Source organism: Streptococcus ovuberis (assembly GCF_012396585.1).
GTDB lineage: Bacteria > Bacillota > Bacilli > Lactobacillales > Streptococcaceae > Streptococcus > Streptococcus ovuberis.
Genome location: NZ_JAAXPR010000001.1, coordinates 195,623 through 212,658 on the forward strand (window position 1 = coordinate 195,623; position 17,036 = coordinate 212,658).

Annotated in this window: 13 protein-coding genes and 1 pseudogene; 1 reads left to right on the forward strand and 13 read right to left on the reverse strand. The window is 39.4% G+C overall.

The genetic code is table 11. The features are described 5' to 3' along the window. Positions 1–787 precede the first annotated feature (787 nt). The 4 genes from HF992_RS00805 to HF992_RS00820 all read right to left on the reverse strand — a co-directional run bounded on the left by HF992_RS00805 (position 788) and on the right by HF992_RS00820 (position 5,290). On the reverse strand, positions 788–2,332 hold the full coding sequence (locus HF992_RS00805) for a peptide chain release factor 3 (RefSeq protein WP_168548169.1): 1,545 nt from the start codon (positions 2,330–2,332) through the stop codon (positions 788–790). 521 nt (positions 2,333–2,853) lie between these two features. Next, complete coding sequence (locus tag HF992_RS00810) at positions 2,854–3,474, reverse strand: hypothetical protein (RefSeq protein ID WP_168548170.1); 621 nt, start codon at positions 3,472–3,474, stop codon at positions 2,854–2,856. 46 nt (positions 3,475–3,520) lie between these two features. Next, the gene (locus tag HF992_RS00815) at positions 3,521–4,210 is read right to left on the reverse strand and encodes an ABC transporter ATP-binding protein (RefSeq protein WP_168548171.1); all 690 of its coding nucleotides are present in this window, start codon (positions 4,208–4,210) and stop codon (positions 3,521–3,523) included. A 9-nt stretch (positions 4,211–4,219) separates the two neighbouring features. Continuing rightward, complete coding sequence (locus tag HF992_RS00820; protein ID WP_168548172.1) at positions 4,220–5,290, reverse strand: FtsX-like permease family protein; 1,071 nt, start codon at positions 5,288–5,290, stop codon at positions 4,220–4,222. A gap of 330 nt (positions 5,291–5,620) precedes the next feature. Here HF992_RS00820 and HF992_RS11850 point away from each other — a divergent pair. Beyond that, a pseudogene (locus tag HF992_RS11850) lies at positions 5,621–6,797 on the forward strand (IS3 family transposase); the annotation flags it as partial. A gap of 112 nt (positions 6,798–6,909) precedes the next feature. Here HF992_RS11850 and HF992_RS00840 read toward each other — a convergent pair. From HF992_RS00840 to HF992_RS00880, 9 genes are all read right to left on the reverse strand, one after another. Further along, positions 6,910–8,805 (reverse strand): ElyC/SanA/YdcF family protein, encoded by a 1,896-nt coding sequence (locus tag HF992_RS00840; protein ID WP_168548176.1) that lies wholly within the window; start codon positions 8,803–8,805, stop codon positions 6,910–6,912. Between the two features lie 18 nt (positions 8,806–8,823). After that, positions 8,824–10,689 (reverse strand): HTH domain-containing protein, encoded by a 1,866-nt coding sequence (locus HF992_RS00845; RefSeq protein WP_168548177.1) that lies wholly within the window; start codon positions 10,687–10,689, stop codon positions 8,824–8,826. A gap of 19 nt (positions 10,690–10,708) precedes the next feature. Beyond that, positions 10,709–11,752: a tyrosine-protein phosphatase gene (locus tag HF992_RS00850; protein WP_168548178.1), complete on the reverse strand. Its 1,044-nt coding sequence runs from the start codon at positions 11,750–11,752 to the stop codon at positions 10,709–10,711. A 3-nt stretch (positions 11,753–11,755) separates the two neighbouring features. Continuing rightward, positions 11,756–12,562 carry a PTS system mannose/fructose/sorbose family transporter subunit IID gene (locus tag HF992_RS00855; protein ID WP_168548179.1) on the reverse strand — a complete coding sequence of 269 codons (807 nt, stop codon included), beginning with the start codon at positions 12,560–12,562 and terminating at the stop codon, positions 11,756–11,758. Then, positions 12,559–13,332, reverse strand: a complete 774-nt coding sequence (locus HF992_RS00860) for a PTS mannose/fructose/sorbose/N-acetylgalactosamine transporter subunit IIC (RefSeq protein ID WP_168548180.1) — start codon at positions 13,330–13,332, stop codon at positions 12,559–12,561. Before HF992_RS00860 ends, HF992_RS00855 begins: the two co-directional genes overlap by 4 nt. Continuing rightward, on the reverse strand, positions 13,329–13,802 hold the full coding sequence (locus tag HF992_RS00865) for a PTS sugar transporter subunit IIB (RefSeq protein ID WP_168548181.1): 474 nt from the start codon (positions 13,800–13,802) through the stop codon (positions 13,329–13,331). The genes HF992_RS00860 and HF992_RS00865 overlap by 4 nt, the downstream gene beginning before the upstream one ends. Beyond that, positions 13,786–14,220, reverse strand: coding sequence for a PTS sugar transporter subunit IIA (locus tag HF992_RS00870; RefSeq protein WP_168548182.1), 435 nt, complete (start codon positions 14,218–14,220; stop codon positions 13,786–13,788). Before HF992_RS00870 ends, HF992_RS00865 begins: the two co-directional genes overlap by 17 nt. Before the next feature lie 154 nt (positions 14,221–14,374). After that, entirely contained in the window at positions 14,375–16,408 is a 2,034-nt protein-coding gene (locus HF992_RS00875; protein ID WP_168548183.1) for an extracellular solute-binding protein, read from the reverse strand. An 11-nt stretch (positions 16,409–16,419) separates the two neighbouring features. After that, the gene (locus tag HF992_RS00880; protein ID WP_168548184.1) at positions 16,420–17,019 is read right to left on the reverse strand and encodes an HAD family hydrolase; all 600 of its coding nucleotides are present in this window, start codon (positions 17,017–17,019) and stop codon (positions 16,420–16,422) included. Positions 17,020–17,036 lie beyond the last annotated feature (17 nt).

Consider the following 17,036-nt stretch of genomic DNA (forward strand, 5'->3'; position numbering starts at 1 on the left):
AAATTAACCTAGTGGGATAGAAAACAAGCCATTTTTTTGCAAACTATTTCGGTGTTCGCTCCATAATTGTAACAAAAATCACAGAGTAATACAAGTGGCTTAAACAACTGACATAAAATTGAAATATGCCTGTAATTTGATGCCCTGACATTAAAACCACCCATGTTGAATAGATGGCTAAACAGTATGTTTTTCTGGAAAGATATATTCTTTACGGACCAGCATGTTCCTTAGCTATATCACAGGTGAACCTTCTCTTGTTAACCCTTGCCCCCAAAATAGGAAGGGGCTAGCTCGCACCTCAAACAGTCACTTCCCTGACTGTTACTCGCTTTCGCATTTCTAGGCTCGTACCTCAAACAGTCACTCCCCTGACTGTTACTCGCTTTCGCATTTCTAGGCTCGTACCTCAAACAGTCACTCCCCTGACTGTTACTCGCTTTCGCATTTCTAGGCTCGCACCTCCAGCAGTCTATCCCCATACTACTGGGGTCTCACGCGGGAAAGACAAGGACATCATGCCCAAAAAGTGAAGAGGAAAAATATTGGCGCAGTGGTTGAGTGGCCTCTAATTCGCTGATTTCATCAGCTTTTACAGGCCTACTCAACTGTGCGGAGGCACTACGACGAAATCGAGAAAACCTATCCTACTATCGTTCAAGGAGATGAGCTAGGCGCAGTAGTTGTCTGCCAATCGAACAGCGCTTCACTTGTTCTCTTGGGACAGCCTTGCGAGGGAAAGACAACGAAACCACATCAACGGCTTGATGTGGTTTCTGTCTTTCCGCTACATCTTCTCTTCCAATTCCACTTTGGGATACTTGTCCGCAAACCAGCGCAGGGCAAAGTCATTTTCAAAGAGGAAGACGGGCTGATCAAAGCGGTCTTTGGCTAGGATATTGCGGCTAGAAGACATGCGCTCGTCTAGGTCTTCTGGCTTGATCCAACGAACCGTTTTCTTGCCCATCGGGGTCATGACAACCTCGGCATTGTACTCCCCTTCCATGCGGTGCTTAAAGACTTCAAACTGGAGCTGCCCGACTGCTCCCAGCATGTATTCGCCAGTTTGGTAGTTCTTGTAGAGCTGAATCGCCCCCTCCTGCACCAGCTGCTCAATGCCTTTGTGGAAGGATTTTTGTTTCATGACATTCTTAGCGGAGACCTTCATGAAAATCTCAGGGGTAAAGGTCGGCAGAGGTTCAAATTCAAACTTATTTTTTCCAACCGTCAAGGTATCGCCGACTTGGTAAGTTCCTGTATCGTAGACACCAATAATGTCGCCAGCCACGGCATTTTCGACATTCTCACGGCTTTCCGCCATAAACTGAGTCACGTTGGACAGCTTAGCTCCCTTGCCAGTACGAGGGAGATTGACCGCCATCCCACGGGTAAACTCGCCTGACACCACACGAACGAAGGCAATCCGGTCACGGTGACGCGGGTCCATGTTGGCTTGAATCTTGAAGACAAAGCCTGAAAAATCCTTGTCCAGTGGGTCAATGACGTCACCTGTCGTGGTCTTGTGACCGTGCGGCTCTGGTGCAAACTCTAAGAAGGTATCAAGGAAGGTCTGCACGCCAAAGTTGGTAAGAGCCGACCCAAAGAAAACAGGGGTCAAATCTCCAGACAAAATCGCCTCACGGGAGAACTCATTGCCAGCTTCAGCCAAGAGCTCAATATCTTCCAAAACCTGCTCATAAAAGGGGTTATTGGCAAAGAGCGCTCCGCCATTTTCCAAAGGCGCAAACCGCTCCTCACTACGGTACAGCTCCAGACGTTGGTTATGCAGGTCATAGAGCCCCTCAAAGCTCTTGCCCATCCCAATCGGCCAGTTCATGGGATAGCTAGCGATGCCTAGCACCTCCTCCAGCTCCTGGAGCAGATCCAGAGGCTCACGACCATCGCGGTCCAGCTTATTGATAAAGGTAAAGACAGGGATATTGCGGTGCTTGACGACCTCAAAAAGCTTTTTGGTCTGCGCCTCAATCCCCTTGGCAGAGTCAACGACCATGACCGCCGCATCCACCGCCATCAGGGTCCGATAGGTGTCCTCAGAGAAGTCCTCGTGCCCTGGGGTATCCAGGATATTGACCCGCTTGCCGGCATAGTCAAACTGCATGACAGACGAGGTCACCGAAATCCCCCGCTGCTTCTCAATGTCCATCCAGTCGGATTTGGCAAAGTTACCAGTCTTCTTGCCCTTGACCGTCCCAGCCTCGCGAATCTCACCCCCAAAATAGAGGAGCTGCTCAGTGATGGTGGTCTTCCCTGCGTCCGGGTGACTGATGATGGCAAAAGTGCGGCGTTTTTTAATCTGTTCTTGTAAACTCATGGTATTTCTTTCTTTTTTGACACATAGCAGAGCTGGTCTGCTTGTCGATGTTCTCTTTTCTTAACCCTCCTATTATACCTAAAAAGAAGGACTTTTTCAAACCTTATAAAAATTCCTCCTGAAAACCAGAAGGAATTAATTAACTAAGCTCTAGCAATCGCTTCTGCCCTTTCTGCACCAAGGCTACCAAGGCGAGGTTGGCAAGTGTGACAAGGATAAAATTGAGCCAGATATGGTGGCTGTTGACCAGAGGGATACCGCTAGCAAACCGTAATTTCCGCCTGTCAGCTGGTTGACCAGCAAGAGGGACAGGTTAATCACCAAACGATAAGATAAAATTACTAGTATATTAAGGTGGTCTTCTTTCTATTTACCAAGCAGATAAAACCGACCAGTGACAAAGAGAAGGTCCAACGCAATCTTTCGCCTATCAAACTCTAGTCCTGTCAGTGGCAGGTCAGCAAAGATAGCCACATCATTTTTAGCACCCACCACTGGGGCGATTTCGTGTCAGGTTAATTTCATTGATTCTCCAAATTCTCATCAAGATCGGTAAAGCTATCCAGGTAACCAGCCAGCTCCGCCGATTCTGGTAGCTGAAATTGTAAGTTATCATGAGCATAACTAGGGTCGTAACTGATGGTTGCTTGTCGCTCACCGATTGGTGAAAGGGTGTTTTTACGGTACAAATACTCGGTTAAGGCTTGGTTTTCTGAAAAAAGAAAACCAGAGGTCTTATGGGTATAAACAATGGTGTAAGCCTGCCCTTGATAGACGACATCAGCGTAGCCATAGGACCATTGCCCAATAGTCAACAGGACAACAGCTAGAGCTGTCCCCAAATACACAACAGCAGGTGTCATCAAGACACTGAGAACACTGAGCAGGTACCGCCAATAGCATCGACGGATTTTTCCTATTAAAAAGCTGATGAGATAACCAAGCGCCAAACAGGCAAATCCATAAAGACCAAGGTAAAAAATAGGCTGCAACTGAGCGAGTGACACCAACATCCCGATCAAAGCGATCGAGAGTTGCCATCTCCGTGACCACTGTTGATAGCTAGCGATTCCCATTAGCAGAATCGTGAGCAAATGAAACGGGAACATGAGGATAAGGATAAACCAGATAAAACTCAACATCTTTCAGTCCCTCCTCAAAAAAGAGTGCCATGCACTCTCTATTATACTATAATACTGAAGATTTGTCTTTTTCAACTTGACGCAAGACACCATCACGCATCTCATAAACCTTATCGCAATAGGTCGTCATGCGATGATCGTGGGTTACCATGATAACCGCTTTTTGACGTTCCTTGGACTCTTTAGCCAGTAGTTCAACGACCTCGACGGCACGGTCAGTATCGAGGCTGGCTGTCGGTTCGTCTGCTAATAGCAGAGCTGGATCATTGTAGAGCGCTCGTGCGATAGCCACTCGTTGCCGCTGGCCGCCTGAGAGCTCTTTGGGAAACTTTTTGACCAAGTGATCAATCCCTAGCTCCTCAAGTAACTCGAGCTGTCTCTGCTTATCAGCTCTGCCATTTATCCGATCAACCAAATCCAACTGCTTCTCCACCGACAGAAATGGAATGAGGTTAGACGATTGAAGGACAAAGCCAATATCTTGAAAACGTAAGCGAGCCCGCTCCTTTTCAGGAAGCTGGGAGTAATCTGTTCCGTTGATCAAGATTTGACCAGCTGTTGGTGTTTGCAACCCGCCAGCTAAGGTTAATAAAGTACTTTTGCCAGAGCCAGACGGACCAATAATAGCGATAAACTCTCCTGCAGCTATGTCAAAGTCTGTTGGTTTTAGTGCCTCAATGATGCTATCACCATCCTGAAAACTTTTACTAACGGCTGTTAATCTTAAAATAGTCATGTCAACCTCCTACCCAATATGCTCCAGCGGATCCACCTTAACGATAGCACCGACCGAGAAGAGTGCCCCCAACAGAGCAAAGAGAATCAAGCCCCCTGAAATGCCGCTGTAAAAGAGCCAGTTATGCTCAAAAGGAACCGCCGAGGGTAAAACTAGGGAAGACAGAAGAGTTAACCCAAGTCCAATACCTGTTCCTAAACCAGCCAAGACCAAGGTTTGTCCTAGTACAGAGCTAGCAATATAAGGCGTTGACAAGCCTTGAATCTTCATCAGCCCAAAAATCGGTGCCTTTTGTGTTGTCAAGACAAAGATAAAAATGCCGATAACGACTGCTGCAATAACCACCAAAAAACCAATCATAAAGGCAAAGGTCAAGTTCTGTGCCGTGTATCCTGGGAGCTTGTCAATAAACGCTGGTATGTCAAGCTGTTCAAGACTATCCTCAGGATAGCTGGTCACTTCTCCCCTGACCACAATCGCACTGGCTAGGTTCATCGGTTGCCCCTTCTGGTAAATGGTTTTGAACATTGACTGAGAGAGGTAAACTACAGGTGCCACACCGTAGGCTGCTCGATCCGTTATTCCTACGACAGTCAATTCTTTATCGCTCTCCCCCAAGGCTAACTGATCACCAATCGACAAGTCCAGCTCCTCTAGCAATTCCAGGGCAACGACTGCCTCATTTTCCTTTTCAAATCCCCGTCCCTCAATAATAGAAGGCATCAAAAAGGTTGCTGCATCGACACCAAAAACGGCTACCCGCTCCTTGTTTTCATCGCTGACTGGATTGTTTTCTGCCCAGACGACACCCGACCGGAAAAAGAGTGAGGCCTTCTCCTCGGCTTTAACTTGGTCCACTAATGCCTCATCCATTATTGATGGTGCCAGTAATTTATTGGCCTCTGTTGACAGGAAAATCGTATCCGCCTGCCATTTGTCGACGGCCGCTCGGTTCTGTTGCATCAAACCGTAAGCCAATCCTGTCAAGAAAAAGACCAGATAGGCGACCAAAACCAAGAGCCCCAATATCAAGCCGTAGCGTAGCTTGTTTTGCTTCATTTCTTCGATTGCTAAAAACATCTTTCCTCCATCTGTTTCCATCGCTTGATAACGTTTCTGAAACAGTAAATTATTTTACCATTATAGCACAAAAAGAGAGGGGAACAAAAATCACTGATTAAAAAAGGATTTTTCCTGTCTTGTTTCCATTTTAAAAGACCCCACACTAACCCACAGGCAACTCTACAACTAGCAAGAACAGGATTATCTGCTTCCCTTTTCCAAAAGTTAGGATTGAAACTTATTCTGAAATCAATGTCCGTCAAAAATCTATTGTTTGTTGTATCCTTTATGGTCCACTTGATACCAAAAAAACTTTTAAAAACTCAGAAAAACTTTGGAATAACTACTATCGCCCTTCAAAACGCCCCAACTTGGTTAAGGGATAGTAGTCAAGGACTCCTAGATCGCAGAGGTAAAGGATTAAACAGTAAACCGAATCTTACCCCAGAAGAAGCGTTACAGCTCAAAATCAAGCAACTAGAAGAGCGCAACCGCTATTTAGAGATGGAGGTAGGACTGCTTGCAGTTGCTTGTTGCCAATCGTGTCGTCACCTTGTTCCTAACGCTTGGACAAGCCTTGCAGGGCTATCCGTAACTCGCTTTGCTTCGAACGGCTAGCGCCAAAAAGTTGGAAGACAGCAGACGCAGAAACCGACGGTAAGGATTGGACGTTACTTGGAAGAATTTCAAGCCATCAAAGATTATTCAGATAAGCATAGTGGAGCCCCTATTAGCCAGTTATGCCAATTGCTTGGAGTGTCTCGATCAGGCTATTACAAGTGGCTAACCACAATGGAACAGACTCAGAGCGAACAAATCAATCACTATCGGAGATCCTCAAGGATTTTCATCTGAAACACAAAGGTATTTTAGGGTACCGTCGAATGACACGAGCTATTAATCGTAAACTTGGAACTACTTATAACAAGAAGCGAATTCTTGGTATCTCATCAATTATCCGTCATTCTTAAGACAATTGCACGAAGACCAATTTTGTGAATATTGAAGAGAACAGTCTCAATAAAGATTTCACAGCTCATGGTCCCTAATCAAATGGTGTACAGATGCGACTTTCTTGCAATATGGATGAGGCTGTAAGGCTTATTTAAGTGTTATTAAAGACCTTTATGATAGCTCCATCGTGGCTTATCACATCAGTAAGCACAATGATAAGCCCTTAGTTATGGAAAATCTAAGAAAGACTATAGAAGCCAATCTAGGAGCGATGCTACTGCTTCATAGTGATTGAGGCTCCCAATACACTTCACGAGACTAACGAATGGTAACAACATAGTATGAATTAACTCGCTCTATATCACGAGTTGGCAAATGCATTGACAATGCCCCTATCGAGAGCTTCTTTGATCACTTTAAAACAGAATGTTATGATTTGAAGACCTACAAAATATTTGAGGAGTTAGTCGCTGATAGTGATGAATATAGCTATTTTTACAACAATGAACTATTTCAAGAGAAGCATAACAGCCTTGCCCCTCTTGAAATGAGAAACAAGGCCGTTGCCTAATCTTTTATTAGTTCATTGTCCACTTGACAGGGAGCAGTTCACCAACTGCGGAAATGCTAGTTTTTTCGATTCTGAAACTAGTTTTTACTCAACCTCTGAATATCATTTATTTTTAAACATTATTTTTGAATCTTTTTTTACGACCGGCAAAAGATAGTCCAACCAAACAGAAGCCAAACAAAGAGTAAGCAAAATTATTAACTGAATTTGTCTTAGGTAGAGATTTTGTTTGAGCTACTGTAGAGGCAGTTTCAGGTAATGAATGCTTATTCTCTTCAGATACCTTTATTACGATAGTTGAAGATTCTGCTTTCTTATAACTTTCTTTATCACCTGGAGCTTCAATTACAAGTGCTTTTGAACCAGTTTGGCTTAGTTCTTTTGGTTTTTCTGAAGGTAAATTCTCAGGATTTTTCTCCCAAATTGCGTAAAGTGTTGCATCTGATTTAGGGAAGAACTCATCTAGTTTTGTGCCTTCTGAATTGGTTGTCCAACCTTTTAAAGTAAAGCCATCTCTAGCAAAAGTAGGGAACTCAATTTTTTCACCTAGCTTGTATTCTCGTTCTTCAATTACTTTTTCATCCTGGTCCTTGTAGGAAACTTTAACTGTTCGTCTAGAAAACTTAGCAAAGTCATCCTTGGTATATAAGAAACCTGCACGCAAAGCATTTACATAGGTATACAGTCTTTCACTCTCTTGTTTAGAACCTGAAGGCTGAGTGCCGCCACCAGCAGAATCAATAGTAATATCGTATCCAACTGCATCCGCATAAGCTTTTAAAACTGTTGTGGCTCGTGGCAAATGTAAAATTGTACCAACAGCTAGGACTTTTTTAGCTCCATGTTCTTTGAATGCTTTAACCATTCCGACTGCGTTACCCGGAGTATCGCGAGCTATATCATCCAAAATCAATCGATCCGCAGAGATTCCATTTTCGATAAGCCACTTAGCCATTACATCTGCTTCTGCATATTCATATCGTACTGGACCTCCACTAAGAACAATTGGAATATTTGGATACCTTTCAGCCATTTCTTTTGTCTTTTCGAGACGAGTAATTAATGCTGGTGAAGGTGTACCATCAGGATTTGGGGATTGACCAAAAACTGCAATGACGTCTGGAACCATATCGGTAAGCTGGTCCGAGCCATAGTTTACTTTTTTAGCATTATTGGCATCAGAAAATTTTAATACATTATGAACAGCTTCTTCTGCTTCTGGTGAGATATATTTTAAAGCAGCTAAGCGGTTTTTTACTTGCTCCTTTTCACCTGTCACTTTAGCAGCAAGAATAGACAAAGATAAGGCATGAATATCGCTTGGATCTCTTCTTAAGATTCTATCTAGCTGTGAAAAAGCCTCCTTATAATTTTTATTTACTAAATAAACCTCTGCCTGTAAACGATAAGTGTTCAAATAGTCAGGATTTTCCTGAGCTTTCTGATCTAAAGATTTATACAGATCTTGCCATTCCCAACGTCTAAATCTAGTAACATCTTCACTTAGAACAGAATCATTGGCATAAGAATCACCATAGTTGGAAATCAATTTTTCCAAAGGTTCACCTCTACCATCGGCTTTTGCACCTGGAGCAGGCAATTCTGAGTAGAAATCAAAACCGATTTCACTAGTATAGTCAACTCGTTCATTCGTAAGATTTTCATAAAAATCTTTTGAAATTGAAGCTTCCTCGGTATCTGATGCAGCTGAATAAGCTCTAGTTTGCACTCCAGGTGCTGAATCATCAGTACTGATTAAAGTAGTTGTTTCGTTTTCAGCTACTCCTGTCTCTGTACTAATTTCTGAAGTAGTAGTATCAATACTTTGTGAGCTATCAATAGTACTAGTAACAGAAACGCTAGTAGACAAGTTTTCGCTATTATTATCTAAAGCCTGTACATTTGGTCCTGATGACAAAAGCCAGAATAAAGCTAGTGTAGAAATTGAAGTTAATTTCAATGCTCTAAACTTTCTTGCTCTGTAAGAATTATTATTTGTATTGAACATGAGTGTCCTCCAAAATTTTTATATCAATAAATCACGATAAGAAACATGACTATTAGAAAGCAAATCACTTCTTAAGACCATACTATTAAGGATATTTAACAGCATTTTTAAACGCTGAGGATTATTTTCAACGTTTATATCTACATCAATAATATATTCTTGAGATAGATTCCGATAGACAATAATATTATTCTCCTCAGATGAAAGCTCCAGGTTAAATCTAATTTTTGTACCATTTTTTTCAATTTCAATGATTTCAAAATTATCCGTAGGTTCAATTTCAATAAAATTATTCCTAAACTCTATTGCTGGGAATTTTGTATCATACGAATACGAATCAAAAAATATCGTACTAAAGGAATCATCATAATCAAATTCTGATAATCCATCTTTTACATAGTAAATTGGACTTTGTGAAATATTTAAATTCTTACCAAAGTTGGAACAAAGGTAATAGTCATAGTTTTTATCGTCACTGTAATTTAGTTCATATAAAGTTTTTGTTTCGATCCTTTCTATATAATTTGAAAAATAGTGTTGTAGATTGAACTTTAGTTGCTGAGTTGATAATCTACCATCAATAGCAATAATGGCAAGCCTTAATTTTTTTCGATCAAGAACAATCCGATTAAAGACACCTAAAAATGTCAGATATAGTATATCTAGTTCCCTTTTAGAAAACTCATAAGCATACTTCTCATAAAATTTTGAAGATAATTTCTCTACAAAATACCTTAGAATTGGTTGCTCATCGTTCCTGCTAAAATCCTTATAGCGTAAATCAATACTGTCAGATACTTTCAGCAGTATCTTTAAGCTAATCGGAAGCATTATTTTCAAAGTATCTTTAAAACAAGTGTAATCTTCAAAGAAATCAAATCGGAAGTAATCTGATAACTCTCTAAGGATAAAGTTTCTTGTTTCTTGAGCAAGTATAATAAGCTGACTATAATTTTCACTAGAACAATCTGAGAATCTATATAAATCCGTACTTATAACAGCAATGTAAGTTAAAAACTGAATTATTTCTTTTTCGAAAACAAATCCATACAGACGGCTATTTAATTTCTCAATAATTTCAACAACCAATTTATGTTCATCCGTAGATTCATAACAAAAATTTATTGGTTGTAGTTCTAGATCCTGATTTTTCTGATAATAATTATTTCGGAAATAAATTAAATAGATGATAAATCTTTCAATATTAAGGTCCGAAAAAACTATCCGAGATTTAGTAATTGAGCTTAAAATTGTTTTTCGGATAAGTTCCTTGTCAAAATCGGAACAAGCAAACAAATTTTCATAATCAGGTACCCCTGACTTATAAGTAGTGTATCTATCAAAATACCTATATATTCTGATTGTCAGCATCACTTTCTTAAATTGTGGGCCAACAATCTCGATACCATACTTCGGACGCATCTGGAGTGTTAGTCCATATTTCGAAACGAGATTTTTCACCTCCTGTAATTCTCTTGTCAAAGGACTAGTCGTGAGTAGTTCACTCTGAAAGTCTTCAATTTTGAGTGGTATTGTAGATGATACCAGCCTTCTAAGAATATGTAAGACAAATGTATCTTTCTCATTTTCTAACTTGACAGAGGGAAATATCTGAAATAGCTCTTTGATTTGCTCTATATAACTAGGATTGTTGATATGCAATTTGTAACCAAATGACCGTTTGGATTCAATACTTCCTAAATCCTGGATACATGATTTTAATTCATTGATATCTGATTTTATTGTTCGTGATGTTACATTTAACTTTTCAGCTATATACGAACTCGTTACAAAATCTTCCGAACGAAAAAGGAGGATAAATAAAGCCTTAAGTCTAGGTTTGCTATCTAAGATTTTTAGTCTCTCCGATACTTCCTTACCCACGATATTATCCTCCTATATTTTACTCTAAATACATTTCTCTCAGTCTATCGATAATTTCCTTATCAATATCTAACTCTGAGATAGCATATTGCTCAATTGAACCATAACCATCAAAAATAGAATTGATAGAGGCTTCAATAAAATCTGACTTTGTATCAATAAAAGAATAGAGATGGTCTAACACTTTTTCATCGGTTGTTAGTTTTCTATACCCTTCCATTTTTACTCTATTTCGTTCCTCACGATTTTTTCCAGTAATGAGATAATCTTGAATTAAATCCTCCTTACTGACACCGAGAATTCCTAAGAGTAACATAGCTCCGTAACCAGTACGATCTTTGCCTCCTCGACAATGCTGAACACTAGCTGGTGAATTTGGATTTGCAAGAACCGTTAGCATTTTAGAAAATGCTGTTTTAGATTCTTTACCTTCTGCAAATGTTCTATATTGTGAATAGACAACTTCTGAGTGATCAACTAATTGACCTGATTTTTGTTGCTCAATTATTTTATTGATAAGGTTAATGTCCTCATCCTCTTTAGAAGACTGAAATTGAGCTGCGAGCTCTGCAACATGAGCAGATGGATCTAGTTGAAAGCTCGTGACACCTGTATGAATTATAGGATTGGGGTACTTTGACACCTCATTATCACTCCTATAATCAACAATTGTCTTTAAGTTCAACTGTCTTAGATATTCTAAACCATCTTCTGTTGCATTGTGAATATGATCAGAACGATATAACACCCCCCATTTTACTCTCTTACCGTTATTAGCTTTATAACCACCCATATCTCTAAAATTATTCATTCCAGACACTGGTAAAGTTCTTTCAGCAACTTTGTACTCGCCTGACTTGGATTTAATCAGGAAATACGGTCTTCTATCTAACTCTAGCAGAATTTCAAATTTGTTATCATCAGTTTTCTTTAGAAACTTAATTGGCTCACCGTCTGAGCTACTTAACAGAAATACTTCGACTTCTCCATTTTCAGAATCACTTTCTCTAATAAAAGTGTAGATATTCTTCTGAAACTGTTTCACTTCAAACTCTTTAGCCATAATCTAACCTAACACTTTCAAATAGGTCAAGAGGATAGAAATAACCATAATTCCAAAGATCAATAGTGGAGCATGTTTGCCATTTGTTTTCTTCAAAATTTTATAGATAACAAAAGTTAACAGAATGCTAAACAGCCCAGGCATAACTTTGTCAAACATTTCTTGGAAGAGGATAACGTTGTCACCAGCCTTAATTTCAGAGACAACATTTACTTTAACGACAGAAGCAATAAGTCCTCCGATAACCATAAGACCGACAACATTCGCAATATTTGATAGACGTTGCAGGATATTGCCACCTACTCCTTCAATCAATTCTACACCTTTAGCGTGGCCTAAGTGGATACCATAATATTTAGACGCAATGTTTACAAAGTTATAGAGTAAGAACATTACAATCGGACCGAGGACACTACCATTTAATGCTAGGGCTGCACCAATACTTCCGCAAATTGGTAACCAAGTGAATTTCAATACACTATCACCAATACCTGCGAGTGGTCCCATTAGGCCAGTTTTGATACCAGTTACAGTATCCTTCTGATCTTCAGTTGTCGTTTCTTCCACGGCAGCTGAAATTCCAAGAATCAAGGCATCTGAGTTAACATGACTGTTAAAGAATTCAAGATGGCGCTTCATAGCTTTCACACGCAACTCTTTTGGCTTATCCTTGTACAAACGTTCAAGAACAGGTGTAAAACTTGATAAGAAACCAATAGCTTGCATTGATTGGAAGTTATTAGTTACGTTTAGTAATTGCATTCTCCAGAATACTTTGTTTAAATCTTGCTTTGTAATTTTGTTACTCATAGATCATAGTCCTCCTCATCATTATCAATTTGTCCGAACACTTCTTTAACTTGAGCTTTTTGAGTTGCCAAGTCGTAAATCAAAGCAATCGGTAAAGCGATTAGAGTGATTGGTAAAACTGAGAGCTGCAGATAAACTGCTAGAGCAAAACCAGCGATTAGGAATGTCCAAAGCTCAGCTTTTTTCAACATCATCAGCATCAAGAGACCAATACCCACAGCAGGAATAATCTTACCTGCTACTGAAAGACCTGACATAATTTCTTTTGGAAGTGCAGCAACAACTTGGTCTACTACACCAGCACCGAGATATACAGCAATGAAAGTTGGAACTGCACGAATAAGGAAGGCAATTACCATTGGAATATAGTTAATACGATAAACTTTACTAAAGTCACCAGTCTCTGCGATTTTTTCAGCGATTGGATTCAAATAAACAATACTTGAACGATATAGTACGAGTAATTGTTGAGCTAATAGAGAAGCTGGAACTGCAACTGCTACAGCAGTCGCAACACCATCTGATGCAAGACCTAATGCCGTCCCGATTGCAGTACCTGAAATGATGTCAGGTGCTGAATAAGCTCCTACGTTACCAATCCCCATCCACATTACTTCTAGCGAAGCACCAATGAGTAATGATGTATGCACATCCCCCATAATCAAACCAATGACAGGAGCAATTAGCAAAGGACGTCTCAACATCTGAGTACCAATATCATCAATTGCACATAGACCAGCCCACGCTGCAATTAGTAATGCCTGAATCATAAAATGACCTCCTCTAATTTAATTTTTTCGTCGTTTGGAACCATCTGAATTGTTACTTCCACTGAGTTTTCCAATAATTTCTTGAATGCTTCCTTCTCGGAAGGTGTAACAGCAACTGACTTAGTTAGCTTCTCCCTACCTTCTTGGAACCTCATTCCACCCACATTAAGAGAAGGAATTGGAACACCAGCTTCGTAAGCTCTTAATGCATCTTCACTAGTCGTAAATAGTAGCATTGTTCGTCTAGTAATTTTGTTTGTTTTGATAATTTCACCAAATTTTTCAACAGGAAATGCTTTTACAGAAATTCCTTGTGGAGCTGCCATAGTCAAAATACTTTTTTGAGTTTTGTCGCCAGCAACTTTATCATTCAAAACAATAATTTGCTCAATCTTATGCATATTAACCCAGGTCGTAACTACTTGACCGTGAATTAAGCGATCATCTATCCTACTAAAGACTATAGTCATCTTCTTCTCCTTCTTCAATTAAATCTTGTTTAGTCCTGACACTAAATCCTTGGTCATAAGCTGTCTTTAATACAGCAGCTAATGATTCAATTTGCTGTCCACGATTCATCAGAACTTCTAAAAGCATAGGTAAATTTAACCCTGAAACCACAACCACCTCTTCTTGAGATAGTAGCTGTGATGCTAAGTTTATTGGTGTTCCTCCGATAATATCCGTAAGAACTACCAGTCCTTTAGAAGTATCCAACGAGGAAACCTTCTGAAGCATTTCTTCTTTTAAAACCTCGACATCATCAACTGTATATATCCCTAATGTCTGAAAGTTGTTCTGCTTACCGACAATCAACTCTGCACTTTCAATTGCTGCCTTCGCAAAATTACCGTGCGACATTAGAAGTAGTGCAATACTGTCTGCCATATTATCCTCCTGCTTTTTTTAATCAAATAAAAACTTGGTTTTTATAAGTTAATTATAAAGGGAACGGAATACGGTTTCAATGAAAGGTTTTTCACTTTATAAAGTGAAGGCTTTGAAAAAAAGAAGCAACTAGCCAACAGACTAACTGCTACTCTTATAATTTAGAAACTCTCTCCATCAACTCTTGTCCTAAAATCGTTTCAAAGTCTAAATCAGTAACAAAATCATGCCAATGACTTCTACTTCCCTGACTGAAAGTCTCATTAAAATTCTCAAACCATGGATATATTTGTCCTAGATTACTATCTTCAATAACTGTTTCAACAGGAAGCACACCTCCAAGATAGGCTAATAAGCGTGAAACCTCAGCAGAATACAGCCAATTCAAAAAGTTTAAACACTGAGAAACTTGGACAGAGTATAGACTAACACCAATAGAACCACCTCCGGTCATCGCTTGCTTGCCTGGAACACTAGCAATATCAAATTGGTAGGCAACATCATGTTTTTCTGAACCCGAGAACAAGGGTGAGATATAGTTTGAAAAGACAATTTCCATTGCGGTATGACCTAGACGTAAATGTCTCACATGGTCTTCCCACCATAAGTCCAGTTTACCGTTGGTATATGTCACACTATTTTTATAGTCTTTAAATGTCTCATTGATAACAGACAAATCCATGTTATTGCCCAATAACTTTTCTCTATATCTTGGCATAAAGTCACAAGTTGCTACAATAGGGGTCTTGACTGCTAGTGTATGACCAAAATCTGTCTCCGAATCTTTGTTAAAAGACTTACTAAAGAAAGAAGAAACTAGATCAAACTCTTCAAATGTTTTTGGCACATCCAATTGCTTTTTGTACTTCTCGTAAAACTGTCGCTGGAGTAGCGTATTATCAAATAGGTCTTTCCGATAAACCAAGACTTGACTGGAAATATCAAATGGGAAAGTGTACTGTCTATCTGACTGATGGCTATACTCTGAGGCAATATTAGGCATCAACTTGCTGTTAATCACCTGAGTAAGCTCCTGATTTGTCACCTCCTGAAAAACCGTTTCAGCAAAATTGGGTAACCAAGCCATATCGACACGAATCAAATCAACCCGATTCAAAAAATCTTGATTTGATAAGTTGACAAGCAATTCTTGATATGTAAACTCTTCAATCTGGATCGTCATGCCGGTTAGAGTTTTGTATTTTTCAACAAGTACCTTAATGGCGTTTGACATTGGTGATTCAACGATTGCAAGGGTTAAAGTTATAGCGACTGGATTCGTCATTTCCTCATTCTGGTTCTCAACACCTTTGGGTTCAATAAGAGAATAATTATCGGTGTCCAAAGCCGCTATCAACCGCTTGGCAACTAATTTATAATCTAAGTTCAAATACGAAATATTCTGCTGCCCGATGATATCACGGCAACCAAGAACCAAAATATGAGGCCGTTCTGTTTTTCCAAACCAGTCTAATAAGTCGTTTAATTCCTTAACAACCTTTCTATCAGAGACAACTAAAGTGTCTTTAGACGTTAGATGAGACAATTTGGAATACATCATCACAATATTGGTATTGTCAGAATCAGTCAATAGCCGTACTCTGAAATCAGATTTGAGTAACGTTCTATGCAGATTAGCAAATAGGGCAAAACCTGCATATGGACTTATAAGTGTAACAATTCCATCGGAACGTGGTTCTAAAAAATTTACCACAAGTTTTTGGATATGATCACTATTAAAGTTGATGCCAGCATCGTTATCAGTATCAATCAAGATAAGCTTAGTTCCTTGCTGGTCTAAGTCAGTGGCTCGTGTTGGTTCAAGCCCAAGACTAACAACAGCAAGTGGTAAAAGAGAACTAATCTTAGCAATTCGTTCATCTAAATCAACCTGATTTTTGAAATAAAACAATTCAATATCATAGTCATCACTATCAAAGGTCACTAGAAAATCAATAAGGTCTGAGTAATGGAAACGACCAAAATAGGGAATAAAAACGCAGACTTTTTTTGATAAACCTTTTCTAAGGACTTGAGCTTGAGAATTTAATTGGTAACCAAGTCGCTTTGCTGCTTCTTCTACCAACTTAATTTTTGAGGCTCTAACATTTCCTCGTTTATTTAAGACATTTGATGCTGTACCATGTGAAACTCCAGCCTCACGTGCAATATCTTTAATAGTAACCATAAATTAGCCTCTTACTTTAAAAAACCATCCAAATACTCTAAAAATAATGTTATATCTGTTACCTGATAGGTATTTATCCCCTGATTTCGAGCCGCCTCAAGATTTTTCTCTAGATCATCAAAGAAATAAGTTTGGCTTGGCTCAAGCTCAAAAGTAGTTAATAAAGTCTGATAAATCTTAGGATCTGGCTTGGATTGCTTAACCTTATAAGATAAAATTTTACCATCCAAAATTGATGAGAGTTCTGGCGCTCGTTCTTCCATACATGGATAAAATAATTGAGACGTATTTGAAAGAATAAATAACTTATGTCCATGTTGTTTTAGGGAAACCATTTTTTTAACAACATCATCGTAGAAACTGACATAACGATACCAATACCACATGATTTGATGAACTTCTTCTTCAAATTCATTTAATAAGGCTTCATTAACTTTATTTTCAACTTCTTCAATTGTATACAGCCCGGCATCCATCTCTTCCCATAAACCTGAGCCAAAAATAGCCGCGTCTACGCGACGGCGTGATTCATCTACGGGTAACAAAGCTTTTAAAAAAACGTTCTTATCCCACTCAATAATCACATTGCCAAAATCAAATACTAAATTCATTTCAATACCCCATATTT